Origin of the sequence: Planococcus versutus, assembly GCF_001186155.3 — a bacterium.
GTDB classification, from domain to species: Bacteria; Bacillota; Bacilli; order Bacillales_A; family Planococcaceae; genus Planococcus; species Planococcus versutus.
In genome coordinates, this window is sequence record NZ_CP016540.2 from 49,005 (window position 1) to 63,401 (window position 14,397).

The window sequence follows — 14,397 nt, forward strand, 5'->3', positions numbered from 1 at the left end:
TATTCGTGTTTAGGAGAGGGTAGTTTTGAAGTGGAAGCGCAGTGAACGACTTGTTGATATGACGCATTTTTTATTGGAACATCCACATAAATTGATTTCGTTAACTTATTTCTCAGATTTATACCAATCCGCTAAGTCTTCTATTAGTGAAGACTTAGGGATTGTTAAAGAGACATTCGAAGAAAAAGGAATCGGTTTGTTGATGACAGTTCCAGGGGCAGCGGGTGGCGTCAAATATATTCCAAAGCTCCAAGCTCATGAAATTAAAGCAGTGATGGCAGACTTAATGGAAGAGTTGAGCCACTCTGACCGGCTATTACCAGGTGGCTATTTGTATATGACAGATGTGCTCGGTAATCCCGAAATGATGAATCGTGTCGGAAAAGTATTTGCGACTGCATTTGCGAAAGAGAAAATTGATGTCATTATGACAGTGGCAACAAAAGGCATCCCAATTGCTCATGCTATCGCTCGTCACTTGAATGTGCCCGTTGTTATTGTCCGCAGAGACAGCAAAGTTACGGAAGGCTCTACAGTTAGTATTAATTATGTGTCTGGTTCGTCTAGACGCATCCAGACAATGGTATTGTCGAAACGTAGCATGAAGAGTGGACAGCGCGTGTTGATTACAGATGACTTTATGAAAGTTGGCGGCACAATGAATGGCATGAAAAATTTGCTTGAAGAATTTGAATGTACATTAGCAGGTGTTGCGGTACTTGTTGAAGCAGAGCATAAAGATGAGCGATTGGTAGAAAAGTATTTATCTCTTGTGAAACTTCATGAAGTGAGTGAAAAAGAGCGCACCATTGCATTGGAAGAAGGAAATTACTTTGAAAATGGGGGAATTTAAATGAAATACGTAGCAACGGACAAAGCAGCAGCGGCAATTGGACCATACTCACAAGGCGTGGTTTCAGGAGGAATTCTTTATAGTTCAGGTCAAATTCCTTTAACAGCTACCGGTCAATTGGTTGAAGGGACGATTTCTGATCAAACCCATCAAGTGTTTTCGAATTTAAAAGCAGTTCTTGCAGAAGCAGGCTCATCACTTAACGAAGTAATTAAAACAACTGTTTTCATTAAAGATATGAACGATTTTGCAGTCTTTAATGATATTTATGCAAGTTATTTTGGTGATCATAAACCAGCGCGTTCGACCGTAGAAGTAGCTCGCTTGCCAAAAGACGTGAAAGTAGAAATCGAAGTAATTGCAAAAGTGAACGTGTAAAATTAAGTGAAAAAGTTTAGAACACAGATTTACTCATCAAGTGTGAGTAGGTCTGTGTTTTTTGTTTCTTATTATTTTTCTTATTAAGTAAATTTTCTAATAAATATTACAATTTATGAAGGAGAATAGTCCTTTATAGCGAATACCCATAATTAGGGTTTAAAACAGCAGCATAGAGGGGGAAACAAAAGAATGGAAGTAACAGATGTGAGACTACGACGCGTACAAACGGATGGTCGGATGAAGGCCATTGCCTCTATCACGTTGGATGAAGAGTTCGTCATCCACGATATTCGTGTAATTGATGGAAATGATGGCTTATTTGTAGCGATGCCAAGCAAAAGAACACCTGATGGTGAATTTCGGGATATTGCACATCCGATTAATTCGAGTGCACGTACAAAGTTACAGCAAGCTGTCTTAACTGCATATGAGCAAAGTGAAAACGAATCGGTTTTGGAAAATGCCGGCGTTTAATGGAGCAAAATCGAGGGGCCTTCTATTTGTTAATAGGCTCTTTTTTTATTTGTTCTTTTTGTCATGTTATTGTCATGCCAAGAAACCTTGAAAAATCAAGGTTTTTCCGCTATAGTCAATAAGGAAAAGCAAATTTTTAGTTGACATAGTCATGTGAATTCTGGAATTACTCAGTTATAGTTAAATGAATGATGAGAACGATGAAAAAAGTTCTTATTAAAATAGGAGTGGAGGGATAGAGAATGGCGAATACATATGCAGTAATTTTAGCGGCAGGACAAGGTACCCGCATGAAGTCGAAATTATATAAAGTACTTCATCCGGTTTGTGGCATGCCGATGGTTGAGCATGTAGCAGGCAATGTAGAGCAACTTGGTGTTAAAAAAATCGTTACTGTTGTTGGACATGGTGCTGAAAAAGTTCAACAACAACTCGGTGATAAAAGTGAATATGCGTTACAAGCAGAACAGCTTGGAACAGCTCATGCGGTTCAACAGACAGCTTCATTAATTGAAGGATTGTCAGGAACGACATTAGTTGTTTGTGGGGATACACCATTAATCCGTCCTGAAACAATGCAGGCTTTACTTGATCAACATGCTGAAACAAAGGCAAAAGCAACTATTTTAACAGCAATTGCAGATAACCCAGCTGGATACGGACGTATTCTACGCAATAGCGATGGTATCGTTAAAAAAATTGTTGAACAAAAAGATGCTTCTGAAGAAGAGCAACGCGTCAAAGAAATTAATACAGGTACTTATTGCTTTGACAATGAGGCATTATTTGAGGCGTTAAAATGTGTGTCTAATGATAACGTTCAAGGCGAATATTATTTGCCAGACGTAATTGAAATTCTTCAAAAACAAGGTGAAATTGTGGCGGCTTACGCAACAGATAACTTTGACGAAACATTAGGTGTTAATGATCGTGTTGCATTAAGTCAGGCTGAGAACACGATGCGCAAGCGAATTGCTGAAAAGCATATGAGAGCGGGCGTTTCGATTATTGATCCATCGACTGCCTATATTAGTGCACAAGCTCAAATTGGAGCAGATACCATTATTTATCCCAATGTTCAGATTGATGGCTATACAAAAATTGGAGAAGATTGCATCATTTCTTCAAATACACACATTGTTAATAGTGAAATCGGTGACCGCACAACAGTTCGCAGTTCAGAAATACACGATAGTAGCATCGGAGCAGATACAGCAGTAGGGCCATTTGCACATATTCGACCTCAAACTGTTTTAGGCAATCATGTGAAAATTGGGAATTTCGTTGAAGTGAAAAAAGCAGAAGTCGGAAACGATAGCAAAGTTTCTCACTTAAGTTATATTGGCGATGCTACAGTTGGGACAGGTGTCAATATTGGATGCGGAACAATTACCGTAAACTATGATGGCAAAAACAAATTCCAAACAATTATTGAAGATGATACGTTCGTTGGCTGTAATTCAAACTTGATCGCACCGGTCACTGTAGGCAAAGGATCTTATATTGCTGCAGGATCTACGATTTCTAAAGACGTACCTCAGGATTCATTGGCAATTGCACGCGCGCGCCAGGAAAACAAAGAGGGCTATGCAAGTAAATTAAACAGCAAAAAATAGGAGGGTTCACACCTAATGGGCTATCAAAATGCAAACTCAAAATTAAAAATATTTTCATTGAATTCGAATCAGGAGTTAGCTGAAGAAATTTCTGAACACGCAGGGATTCCACTTGGAAAAAGTTCAGTGACACATTTTAGCGATGGCGAAATCCAAATTAATATTGAAGAAAGTATTCGTGGCTACGATGTATTTATCGTCCAATCTACTTCTCAGCCAGTTAACGAAAACTTGATGGAGCTATTGATCATGATTGATGCTGTTAAACGTGCTTCTGCTCGCACAGTTAATGTTGTAATGCCTTATTATGGTTATGCAAGACAAGATCGTAAAGCCCGTTCGCGTGAACCGATTACAGCAAAGTTAGTAGCGAATTTATTAGAAACGGCTGGCGCGACTCGTGTAATCGTTTTAGATTTGCATGCTCCTCAGATTCAAGGGTTCTTTGATATTTTGATTGATCACTTGGTAGCTGTTCCATTGCTGTCTGATTATTTCTTGAATGAAAGTGGTATCGACCTTGAAAATGTTATCGTCGTATCACCTGATCACGGCGGCGTTACACGTGCACGTAAAATGGCGGATCGCCTGAAAGCTCCAATCGCGATTATCGATAAACGTCGTCCAAAGCCAAACGTTGCTGAAGTGATGAACATTGTTGGTAATGTAGAAGGCAAGACGGCCATTATCATTGATGACATCATTGATACAGCTGGGACAATTTCAATTGCGGCGAGTGCATTGATTGAAAGTGGTGCGAAAGAAGTCTTTGCCTGTTGTACGCATCCTGTTCTGTCAGGTCCTGCCGTACAACGAATCAATGACTCGGTTATTAAAGAGCTAATCATCACGAATTCCATTGCATTGCCTGAAGAAAAAAAATCTCCTAAAATTAAGCAACTTTCTGTTGCACGCTTATTAGCTGAGACAATCGTTCGTGTTCATGAACAAAAATCAGTCAGTACTCTTTTTGATTGATCAAAAACAACTTTTTTAATGCCCTATGTTTCATTAAAATGACAATAGGGTATATACTATCTATGTACTTAACGTAAAAATGTACTTTAATATAACTGGAGGCTGAAATTAATGACTGTAAAAATGACTGCAAAAACAAGAGAAACAAGCAATAAAGGTTCTGCTTTAACGGAACTTCGTTCAAAAGGCGAAGTGCCAGGCGTAGTATACGGCTATAAAACAGAAACAACATCTGTAACAGTAGCTGAAATTGAATTGATTAAAACTTTACGTGAATCTGGACGTAATGGTGTAATCAACCTTGATATCGACGGAAAAACTACAAATGTTGTATTAAGTGATTACCAAATGGACGCTTTAAAAGGTAGCTTTAAGCATGTAGATTTTCTAGCAATTAACATGTCTGACGAGCTAGAAGTAGCTACAACAGTTCACTTAACAGGCGAATCAGTAGGTGAAAAAGAAGGCGGATTTGTTACTCAACCAAACCGTGAAGTTACTATTCGCGTAAAACCTTCCGATATTCCAGATGCTCTAGAAATAGATATCTCGAAATTAGAAATAGGCGATACAATCACTGTTGGTGATGTCCGTGGAACAGTCTCTTACGAAATTTTAGACGAAGATGACTTTATCCTTGTTTCTGCAACAGCTCCTCGCACACAAGAAGAGTTGGATGAGCTTGAAACAGTGTCTGAGGAAGGCGCAGAACCAGAAGTGGTTGGTAGCGAAGATTCTGAAGAAAACAAAGAAGCATAAGTACAAATGGAAAGAGGGCTGTCGATTGACAGCCCTTTTTTTGTCGTATAGTTTGATGCACTATCTTCTCTAAAACTGCCGAGAGGCTTATGCTTTTTTTATAAATTGATTATGTTAAAATAAACACAGTGATAAAGCGGAGGAAGATGGATATGAAACTGATCGTTGGTCTGGGAAACCCAGGCAAAGCTTATGAAGATACGCGTCACAATATCGGCTTTAAAGTTATTGATTATTTGTCGCGTCAATGGAATGCGCCGTTAACGCAATCTAAATTTAAAGGGATGTATGCGGTTAGCCATCGTCCCGAAGGCAAAGTAATGTTATTAAAGCCATTAACTTACATGAATTTGTCTGGCGAAAGTGTTAGCGCATTAATGGATTATTACGATATAAATCTAGAAGATATTATTGTCATTTATGATGATCTTGATTTGCCGACAGGACAACTAAGGTTGCGTCAAAAAGGCAGTGCTGGTGGTCACAATGGCATCAAGTCATTGATTCAGCATTTAGGCAATCAAGAATTTAATCGACTGCGTATTGGAATTAGTCGACCGCCAACGGGCATGAAAGTACCAGATTATGTGTTGCAGCGATTTTCAGAAGAAGAAATTCCTGAAATTACTGCGGCCATTAAAAAAAGTGCAGCTGCTTGTGAAACTGGGTTGTCTAAGCCCTATGTAGAAGTAATGAATGAATTTAATGGAGTGTAACCGCTTTGACGCATTTAGCGTTCAGAGCTTTTTCTGTTTCTCATACTATATTGAAGGGAGGAAGTTAGATGAACCACATTTTACAGATTTTTTCGGAGGATACCTCTACACAAAAATTTATAACTGACTTGAAAAAAGAGCAAGATCATCAATTGATTTCTGGTTTGTCTGGCAGTGCACGAACGATTTTTTATCAAACCATCTGGTCTGAAATGGAGACACCTTTATTAGTTGTGACACCCAATTTATTGCATGCACAACGCGTATATGATGATTTAGTTCGTTTAATCGGAGAGCAACAAGTTCACCTTTATCCAGCAGAAGAGTTGATTGCGGCAGAAGTATCTTTTTCAGGTCCTGAACTTAGAGCGCATCGAATTGATACTTTAAATCATATGAAAAGTGTCGGCAAAGGAATATACGTCACGCCGGTTGCCGGCATGCGAAAGCTATTACCGACAAAAGAACAATGGGATTACGCCACTTTACGAATTGCAGATGGTGAAGAACTCGATACAGAAGAGTGGTTGTTGAAACTAGTAGCGATGGGTTATTCTCGTACACCAATGGTAACCACTCCGGGAGAATTTGCCCTTCGTGGAGGTATCTTAGATATTTATCCACTTAATTTTGAACACCCGGTCCGTATTGAATTGTTTGATACGGAAGTGGATTCATTGCGACTATTTTCAGCTGAAGATCAACGCTCACTTGAAAAAATTCAATCATTATGCATTTTACCAGCAAGCGAATTAGTACTATCCAAAGAGCAACGAGTTAAATTGGCAGGAAAGTTAGAAACTCGACTTGCGTCTAGTCTCAAAAAAATAAAAGCTGACGATACGAAAGCCTTAATGCACCAACAAATACAACATGACATCGATTTATTAAAACAAGGAGAAACACCAGAACAAATAGCGAAATATGCTTCATTAATCGAGACGCAGTCGTCGTCATTAAGTGATTATTTCCCGGGAAATGGTCTTGTGTTTTTTGATGAATTAGGCAGAATTCAAGAAATGACCGATACATTAGAACGTGAAGAAGGCGATTGGATTGTTTCTTTGCTTGAAGAAGGTAAGTTTCTTCATGATGTTCCATTGACGTATACGTTTCGTGAAATAATGTCGAGGCTCAAGCAACGCGTGACGTTTCTATCTTTGTTTGTCCGAACATTTCCTATGGTGTCAGTCAAAAAATCACTCGCTTTTTCATGCAAGCCGATGCAATCATATCATGGTCAAATGAATTTGTTGAAAGCTGAAATGGAGCGTTGGACTTTAGGAAAGTCGCAAATTTTTATTGTAGCAGAAGGAAATGAGCGACTTGAAAAAGTACGCTCAGTTCTGGCTGATTATGACATGGAAGCCGAAATTGCGACTTCTTCAACAGAAGTTCAAGGAGGTAAAATTTATTTGATTGATGGCGAGTTGTCGGCAGGTTTTGAAATGCCATTGCAACGCTTGACCGTCATTACAGATTCTGAACTGTTCAAGCAACAACCGAAAAAGAAAACACGTGCTCAAAAGCTGACAAATGCAGAGCGTATTAAAAGTTATTCTGAAATCAAACCAGGAGATTATATTGTTCATATTCATCATGGGATTGGTCGTTTTGTGGGCATTGAAACTTTAGAAACTGGGGGTGTTCATAAAGACTACCTCCACATTGTTTATAAAGCTGACGATAAGTTATTTGTGCCGGTAGATAAAATTGATTTGATTCAAAAATATGTTGCTTCTGAAGAAAAAGCACCAAAGCTTCATAAAATGGGTGGCGCGGAGTGGAAAAAGACACGGACGAAAGTGTCTGCTGCAGTTCAAGACATTGCAGATGATTTGATAAAACTTTATGCAGAACGAGAAGCATTAAAAGGCTTTGCGTTCACAGAAGAGCAAGATATGCAACGTCAGTTTGAAGCAGAGTTTCCATATGAAGAAACAGTAGATCAATTACGGTCGATTAATGAAGTAAAACGCGATATGGAAAACGAGCGACCGATGGATCGGTTAATTTGTGGAGATGTAGGCTATGGCAAAACAGAAGTTGCTATCCGCGCAGCGTTTAAAGCAGTACTCGATGGCAAACAAGTAGCGTTCCTAGTACCAACAACCATTTTGGCACAGCAACATTTTGAGACAATGAGTGAACGATTTAAAGATTACCCAATTACGGTGGGATTGATGAGCCGCTTTCGTTCGAAAAAACAGCAAACTGAAACGGTTAAAGGCTTGAAGAATGGCTCTGTTGATGTGGTTATAGGTACACATCGTATTTTATCGAAAGATATGCAGTATAAAGATCTTGGACTTTTGATTATTGATGAAGAACAACGATTTGGTGTTACCCATAAAGAAAAGATCAAGCAAATGAAAACAAATGTGGATGTATTAACGTTGACGGCTACGCCGATTCCACGTACTTTGCACATGTCGATGATGGGCGTGCGCGATTTGTCTGTTATTGAAACGCCACCAGCAAACCGCTTTCCTGTGCAAAGCTATGTGATGGAGCATAATGGTGCACTTGTTCGTGAAGCAATCGAACGCGAAATGGCACGGGGGGACAAGTGTTTTACTTGTACAACCGTGTAGATGACATGACACGGAAAGTAGAAGAGATTCAGCAACTGGTACCGGAGGCGCGTGTGGGTTACGCTCATGGGCAAATGAATGAAACTGAATTAGAATCTGTTATATTGAGTTTTCTTGATGGAGATTACGATGTGTTAGTAACGACAACTATCATCGAAACTGGTATTGACATTCCAAACGTTAACACATTGATTGTTTATAATGCCGATCGCATGGGTCTATCTCAGTTGTATCAATTGCGCGGACGCGTCGGACGTTCGAGTCGTGTGGCGTATGCGTATTTCATGTATCAGCGCGATAAAGTATTGACTGATGTGGCAGAAAAACGATTAATGGCCATTAAAGAATTTACAGAACTTGGTTCTGGTTTTAAAATTGCTATGCGCGATTTGACAATACGCGGGGCAGGTAACTTGCTTGGTTCACAACAGCACGGATTTATTGATTCGGTTGGCTTTGATTTGTATTCACAAATGTTACAAGAAGCAATTGATGAACGCCAAACAGGCGCCAAAAAAGAAGTAGTGCCCGAAATCGAGATTTCACTGGATATGGATGCTTATATTCCAGACTCTTATGTGAGTGATGGCTATCAGAAGATTCAAATGTATAAACGTGTCAAAGATATCGAAACGGAAGAAGAAATAACAGAACTGCAAGATGAAATGATTGATCGTTTTGGGGATATACCAAACGAAGCAGATAACTTGCTCCGTATTGCCCGCATGAAAGTATGGGCACGCCAAGTAGGTGTAGACTCGATCAAGCAAAATGGTAAATTGATTTCTGTTCGATTGAGTGAAAAAGGCACAGCAAGCATTAATGGTGGAAAAGTTGTAGAAGAGTCTGCTATGTATGGACGAGCTGTCGGGTTTAACATGTACGGCCAACAATTAGTAATGACAGTTGATGAAAATAAAACCAAAAAACAGCATCCATTTGATGTTCTTGAAAGTATGATGAAATTATTGCCTGAATCGCTTCGCGAAGAAAAAGCAGTGCTATAAAATAAGCTACTAGAAAAAAATGGCGATTTAAGAAAGGACTATTTCATAAAATAGCTCTTCAAAACCGATATACTTCATCTCTATTTAAGCTTTGTTGCCAAGATACAGGTTTGAGTTGAATGATCTTGAAAAAAGCAAAATTATAACTAAGTAGCTAAAACGGTAACCAACTAGAAAATTAATATCAGTAAGAGGTGAGTGGGTCCGGTGAACAATGAAGGCACGATGAAATCATTTATGAAAGGTGCAGTTTTGCTGACGATTGCTGGATTTATCGTCAAGTTATTAAGTGCAGTTTACCGAGTGCCTTTTCAAAATCTTGTTGGAGACCAAGGTTTTTATATTTACCAACAAGTTTATCCTTTTATCGCTATTTTTGGTATTTGGACATCTTATGGCTTTGCAGTAGCGATCTCCAAATTGCTAGCAGATACAAGTGAATCAGCACATCGATCAATTTTACGGATTGCGTTTGTTTACGTAGCTGTCATTTCTATCTCTGTCTTTGTGCTTTTGTTTTTTGGTGCAGAACTGCTCGCTGGTTGGATGGGCGATGCACAACTAGGTAGATTGTTAAGAGTTGGGGCGTTTGCAGTTTTGTTAATGGCACCACTTGCGATACTAAAAGGATTTTTTCAATCGCGTAATAATATGGCACCCGTCGCTTATGCTCAAATAATCGAGCAAGGATTACGCGTCTCAGTCATTTTAGTCGGAACGTGGATTGTGGTTTCTCGAGGCTTTTCTTTGTATGCTGCAGGTCAAATGGCCATGCTAGGTGCGGTTGTAGGAGGACTGGGGGCTATGGTGGTGTTGCTGTTTTACTTCCGTAGTCATGTTGCTTTTTTAAAACAGCATTCAACAATTCAAATTTGGTCAATTGTTAAAAAAATGACCATCATCAGCTTGAGCGTTAGCATGAGTTCGTTAATTTTGATGCTGTTTCAATTAGTAGATTCGTTTATGGTGTTTCGTTTATTGGAAGAAAATGGAATAGTTCAATCGATAGCTATGGAACAAAAAGGGATTTATGACCGTGGTCAACCATTAGTGCAATTTGGTATTTTAATTGCTACTTCGCTTACTTTAGCGATTGTGCCACTAGTTGCTCGGACGTCTAGGAAAAAAAATGGTCGATCAGCTGATATGTATGTGCGTTTAGCTTTTCGTGTATCGTTCTTATTTGCGGTTGCTGCTGCGATTGGACTCACGTTAATGATGCCTTATGTGAATGAAACCTTGTTTCAAACGCACGAACAGTCATGGACATTAATCATTTTTAGCTGGCAAATCATTTGGATGTCTTTACTGCTCATTATAACGGCAATGCTTCATGGATTCGGTAAGGTGAGAGTTCCCGCTGTCTTGCTATTGCTTGGCTTATTGGTGAAAATTAGTAGCAATTGGCTATTATTGCCTATTTGGGGAGTAATGGGAGCTGCAGTTGCTGGGAATATCGGCTTGGCTGTGATTGTTGTAGGGTTAGTATTTTATTTTAAAAAGGTTTGGCCTTTGCAATTTGCTCCATTATCTTATTATGCATGGCTTTTCGGAGCAGTATCGGCAATGTCTGTCGTAGTGTTAGGGTGGTCACTGGTGGCAGATGGGTATGTATTCAATGAGTTGTCTAGCCGTATAAGTGCGGCATTTACAACGATGACCGCAATCCCACTTGGTGCTGTAGTATTCATGGCGATAGTCGCTAAAAGTCGGATTATTACAGAAAAGGAATGGTACATCATTCCGTTCGGTCGTAAGCTGGCTACATTACAACTTGCAATTAATTCAAAGAAAATAGGTGAAAAGCGATGAATACCATTCACATAATCGGTCTCGGAGCTGGAGATTTGGATCAACTACCACTCGGCGTCTATAAAAAACTAAAAACTGCAACGAATTTATATGTACGAACAGCAGATCATCCCGTACTGACAGAGTTAATGCAAGAAGATGTCGGTTTTACGAGTTTTGATTTGGTTTATGAAAAACACGATAGCTTTAGCCCAGTATATGAAGAAATTGCGGAAACATTAATTAGTTTATCTCAGTCAGAATCGATTATTTACGCAGTGCCAGGTCATCCGTTAGTGGCAGAACAAACGGTACAAAATTTGATACAAGCTGAAAGACTAGGGCGTTGCCAATTAGCAATCGGAGGCGGACATAGCTTTTTAGATTCTTTGTTTGGTGCACTTCGTATTGACCCAATTGAAGGATTTCAGCTGATGGATGGCACTGAAATGACTAGCGATCAAGTAAATATGACGCACCATTTATTAATTGCACAAGTGTATGACAGCTTTAGTGCGTCCGAAGTTAAGTTAACATTAATGGAAAAATATCCAGATGATTACCCAGTGACAATTGTGACAGCAGCCGGATCAGCAGACGAAGTATTACGTACCGTACCACTTCATGAATTAGATCGTTCTACAGAAGTCAATAACTTGACGACAGTTTATGTGCCACCAGCAACAGATCAAACGCAACGTTTAAAAGAATGGCAAACTTTTCGTAGCATTACTGCGAAGTTACGAAGCCCTGAAGGCTGTATATGGGATCGTGAGCAAACACACGAGTCATTGAGTGCTTTTTTGATTGAAGAAGTGCACGAGCTGCTTCAAGCTATTCAAGAAGAAGACGACGAAGCCATCGTCGATGAATTGGGAGATGTTTTGCTGCAAGTATTCTTGCATGCACAAATTGGTCAAGACAATGGCTATTTTCAGTTAGAAGATATACTTGAAGCGATCAGTGCGAAAATGATTCGTCGTCACCCTCATGTTTTTGGAGACGTGTCGGTTGAAAATTCTGAGCAAGTGGTTGCCAATTGGCAAGAAATAAAAGCACAAGAAAAACCTATACAAGCTTCTGTACTAGAAGGTCAAGAACGTTTTAGTTCTTCTTTAACAACATCATTTAATTATCAAAAAAAAGCAGCAAAAGTAGGATTTACATGGCCGAAAGCTACGTTTGCTTGGAACAAATTTCATGAAGAGTTGCAGGAGTTTCAACAAGAAATAGCGAATGGTTCAAAAGCTCAACAAATAGATGAATTTGGTGACTTGCTGTTTACTTTAGTAAATCTTGCACGGTTTTTTGACTTATCGCCCGAAGAAGCCATGATGCAAGCAAATCGTAAATTCCGTAGCCGCTTCCACTTTGTTGAACAACAAGTAAAGCAAGGAACTGGAAACTTCGATGATTATTCACTCGAGCAACTAGTTGAATTTTGGAACCAAGCTAAATTATGCGCAAGAAAGGAAGATTTGACATGAGACTCGATAAGTTTTTAAAAGTATCCCGTTTGATCAAACGGCGTACATTAGCTAAGCAAGTAGCAGACCAAGGACGTATTACGGTAAATGGCAATAAAGCAAAGGCTAGTTCAGTTATTAAAGAAAATGATGAGTTACAAATTCGATTTGGTCAAAAAATTGTGACAGTACGCATTGATAAGCTGAAAGAAATAGCGAAAAAAGAAGAAGCCGCCACGATGTACAGCATTTTGAAAGAAGAAAAGCTGGAAAAAATTGAACCCGAATTTATCGATGACGAAGCATAAAGTTTAAAACCTGCCATATGGTGGGTTTTTTAGATTTTGCTAGCAATCATTAAAATAGAAAATCTAGATAAACTTGTGATTCGTCAGTTTTATATCTTCTACTAGAAGCTACTCATTAAATGAATGCTGGGTTTCAGTAACAATTGTGAGGCTGTGCAGTTTCTAATGATCAACTTGTCTAGATGAGCGTCCATTTGCTAAAGTGAATGTATTTAATATACTTTGGTTTTTAAATTGTTCACGGTAACTAAAAAAGTTAAGAAACAATAATGAGTAGTACATACTCGAGCAAAGTTTAGTCAACTGTATTTTTATAATAGAATGAAAATTCCATGACGATTTTACAAAAAAACCAATGAAAATAAGGAATAATTAATGAAAACGCTTATAATAGTAAAGGGTTTCATGTATAATAATGACAAAGTTAGTATGAAAGGAGAGCGGGACATGAGTTCGAAGAGAGACAACAAGACGGAAAAACGTGAAGTAACCTCAATTCGCAATGACTATGTCCGTTCTGTTGAAATGGAAGAAAAGCGCAAAACGGGCCATAGAGTACGGTTATTCAGAAGACTAACAGTATTTGGATTGGTTGTTTTGATGGCCACGATTTGGATCGGTTCGACTATTTATGCGCAAACACAAACAATTTCTGAAAAAGCACAACTTCGCGAAGATGCTATAGTAGAGCTTGAAAAAGTCGAAAAACAACAAGTACAATTAAAAGAACAAATTCTATTATTGAATGACGAAGAATACTTAGCTAAACTAGCGCGTAAAGAATACTTCCTTTCAGAAGAAGGAGAAATCATCTTTACGACGCCAAATAATGAACAAAAAGATAAAGAAAAGCCATCAAAAAAAGAGTAGTTGGTTGACACTCTTTTTTTGATGGTTATAATAAAAAGTGGGACAAGTCCCGCAAAATGACAGCATGGCCCAATATCTTTGGAGTCATCTTAATTTTTAAGGAGGAGCATTTTTTTTATGTCGATTGAAGTAGGCAGCAAGTTAGAAGGTAAAGTCACAGGGATTACAAACTTTGGAGCATTTGTTCAGCTTCCAACTGGTGCAACAGGCCTCGTGCATATAAGTGAAGTAGCCGACAACTATGTAAAAGATATTAACGATCATCTTAAAGTTGGCGAAATGGTAGAAGTGAAAGTCATGAATGTAGAAGCAGACGGTAAAATTGGGCTTTCGATCCGTAAAGCAAAGCCACAACCAGCCGGCGGCACAGAACGACCACAACGACCACGCCCAAGTAGCAATCGTTCATTTGATCGCGCTCCAAAAGAGAACTTTGAAACAAAAATGGCAAAGTTTTTGAAAGACAGCGAAGAAAATATGACGACCTTAAAGCGCGCGACTGAATCAAAACGTGGCGGCAGAGGGGCGAAAAGAGGCTAACTTGCTAGCTGTTTTAATAGTATAGAGAAATGCTTCAATGCAAT

12 protein-coding genes and 1 pseudogene are annotated in these 14,397 nt (G+C 39.0%); all 13 read left to right on the top strand.

All coding sequences use genetic code 11. The features are described from left to right. Positions 1 to 25 precede the first annotated feature (25 nt). The 13 genes and pseudogenes from purR to I858_RS00280 all read left to right on the top strand — a co-directional run bounded on the left by purR (position 26) and on the right by I858_RS00280 (position 14,353). The gene (gene purR / locus I858_RS00220) at positions 26 to 853 is read left to right on the top strand and encodes a pur operon repressor (RefSeq protein WP_049695102.1); all 828 of its coding nucleotides are present in this window, start codon (positions 26 to 28) and stop codon (positions 851 to 853) included. Further along, the gene (locus I858_RS00225; RefSeq protein WP_049695103.1) at positions 854 to 1,231 is read left to right on the top strand and encodes a RidA family protein; all 378 of its coding nucleotides are present in this window, start codon (positions 854 to 856) and stop codon (positions 1,229 to 1,231) included. Between the two features lie 192 nt (positions 1,232 to 1,423). Next, a complete protein-coding gene (spoVG, locus tag I858_RS00230; protein ID WP_049695104.1) occupies positions 1,424 to 1,708 on the top strand; it encodes a septation regulator SpoVG in 285 nt (94 codons plus the stop codon). A gap of 242 nt (positions 1,709 to 1,950) precedes the next feature. Next, positions 1,951 to 3,324 (top strand): bifunctional UDP-N-acetylglucosamine diphosphorylase/glucosamine-1-phosphate N-acetyltransferase GlmU, encoded by a 1,374-nt coding sequence (gene glmU, locus I858_RS00235; protein ID WP_049695105.1) that lies wholly within the window; start codon positions 1,951 to 1,953, stop codon positions 3,322 to 3,324. 15 nt (positions 3,325 to 3,339) lie between these two features. After that, complete coding sequence (locus tag I858_RS00240; protein ID WP_049695106.1) at positions 3,340 to 4,302, top strand: ribose-phosphate diphosphokinase; 963 nt, start codon at positions 3,340 to 3,342, stop codon at positions 4,300 to 4,302. Positions 4,303 to 4,413: 111 nt separating this feature from the next. Then, positions 4,414 to 5,061, top strand: coding sequence for a 50S ribosomal protein L25/general stress protein Ctc (locus tag I858_RS00245; protein WP_049695107.1), 648 nt, complete (start codon positions 4,414 to 4,416; stop codon positions 5,059 to 5,061). 152 nt (positions 5,062 to 5,213) lie between these two features. After that, entirely contained in the window at positions 5,214 to 5,777 is a 564-nt protein-coding gene (pth, locus tag I858_RS00250; RefSeq protein WP_049695108.1) for an aminoacyl-tRNA hydrolase, read from the top strand. A 68-nt stretch (positions 5,778 to 5,845) separates the two neighbouring features. Next, positions 5,846 to 9,378, top strand: a pseudogene (mfd, locus tag I858_RS00255) (transcription-repair coupling factor). Between the two features lie 207 nt (positions 9,379 to 9,585). After that, entirely contained in the window at positions 9,586 to 11,190 is a 1,605-nt protein-coding gene (locus tag I858_RS00260; protein WP_049695125.1) for a putative polysaccharide biosynthesis protein, read from the top strand. Next, positions 11,187 to 12,656 carry a bifunctional methyltransferase/pyrophosphohydrolase YabN gene (gene yabN / locus I858_RS00265; protein WP_049695110.1) on the top strand — a complete coding sequence of 490 codons (1,470 nt, stop codon included), beginning with the start codon at positions 11,187 to 11,189 and terminating at the stop codon, positions 12,654 to 12,656. The genes I858_RS00260 and yabN overlap by 4 nt, the downstream gene beginning before the upstream one ends. After that, positions 12,653 to 12,943 (top strand): RNA-binding S4 domain-containing protein, encoded by a 291-nt coding sequence (locus I858_RS00270; protein ID WP_049695111.1) that lies wholly within the window; start codon positions 12,653 to 12,655, stop codon positions 12,941 to 12,943. Before yabN ends, I858_RS00270 begins: the two co-directional genes overlap by 4 nt. Before the next feature lie 447 nt (positions 12,944 to 13,390). Beyond that, positions 13,391 to 13,813: an FtsB family cell division protein gene (locus I858_RS00275; RefSeq protein WP_049695112.1), complete on the top strand. Its 423-nt coding sequence runs from the start codon at positions 13,391 to 13,393 to the stop codon at positions 13,811 to 13,813. Positions 13,814 to 13,930: 117 nt separating this feature from the next. Beyond that, positions 13,931 to 14,353 (top strand): S1 domain-containing RNA-binding protein, encoded by a 423-nt coding sequence (locus I858_RS00280; protein ID WP_049695113.1) that lies wholly within the window; start codon positions 13,931 to 13,933, stop codon positions 14,351 to 14,353. Positions 14,354 to 14,397 lie beyond the last annotated feature (44 nt).

What these genes read in the sequence shown, in the direction of transcription:
- I858_RS00275 (WP_049695112.1), top strand. Translation starts at nt 13,391, where the DNA reads ATGAGTTCGAAGAGAGACAACAAGACGGAAAAACGTGAAGTAACCTCA.
- pth (WP_049695108.1), top strand. Translation starts at nt 5,214, where the DNA reads ATGAAACTGATCGTTGGTCTGGGAAACCCAGGCAAAGCTTATGAAGAT.
- glmU (WP_049695105.1), top strand. Translation starts at nt 1,951, where the DNA reads ATGGCGAATACATATGCAGTAATTTTAGCGGCAGGACAAGGTACCCGC.
- I858_RS00240 (WP_049695106.1), top strand. Translation starts at nt 3,340, where the DNA reads ATGGGCTATCAAAATGCAAACTCAAAATTAAAAATATTTTCATTGAAT.
- spoVG (WP_049695104.1), top strand. Translation starts at nt 1,424, where the DNA reads ATGGAAGTAACAGATGTGAGACTACGACGCGTACAAACGGATGGTCGG.
- I858_RS00245 (WP_049695107.1), top strand. Translation starts at nt 4,414, where the DNA reads ATGACTGTAAAAATGACTGCAAAAACAAGAGAAACAAGCAATAAAGGT.
- yabN (WP_049695110.1), top strand. Translation starts at nt 11,187, where the DNA reads ATGAATACCATTCACATAATCGGTCTCGGAGCTGGAGATTTGGATCAA.
- I858_RS00270 (WP_049695111.1), top strand. Translation starts at nt 12,653, where the DNA reads ATGAGACTCGATAAGTTTTTAAAAGTATCCCGTTTGATCAAACGGCGT.
- I858_RS00280 (WP_049695113.1), top strand. Translation starts at nt 13,931, where the DNA reads ATGTCGATTGAAGTAGGCAGCAAGTTAGAAGGTAAAGTCACAGGGATT.
- I858_RS00225 (WP_049695103.1), top strand. Translation starts at nt 854, where the DNA reads ATGAAATACGTAGCAACGGACAAAGCAGCAGCGGCAATTGGACCATAC.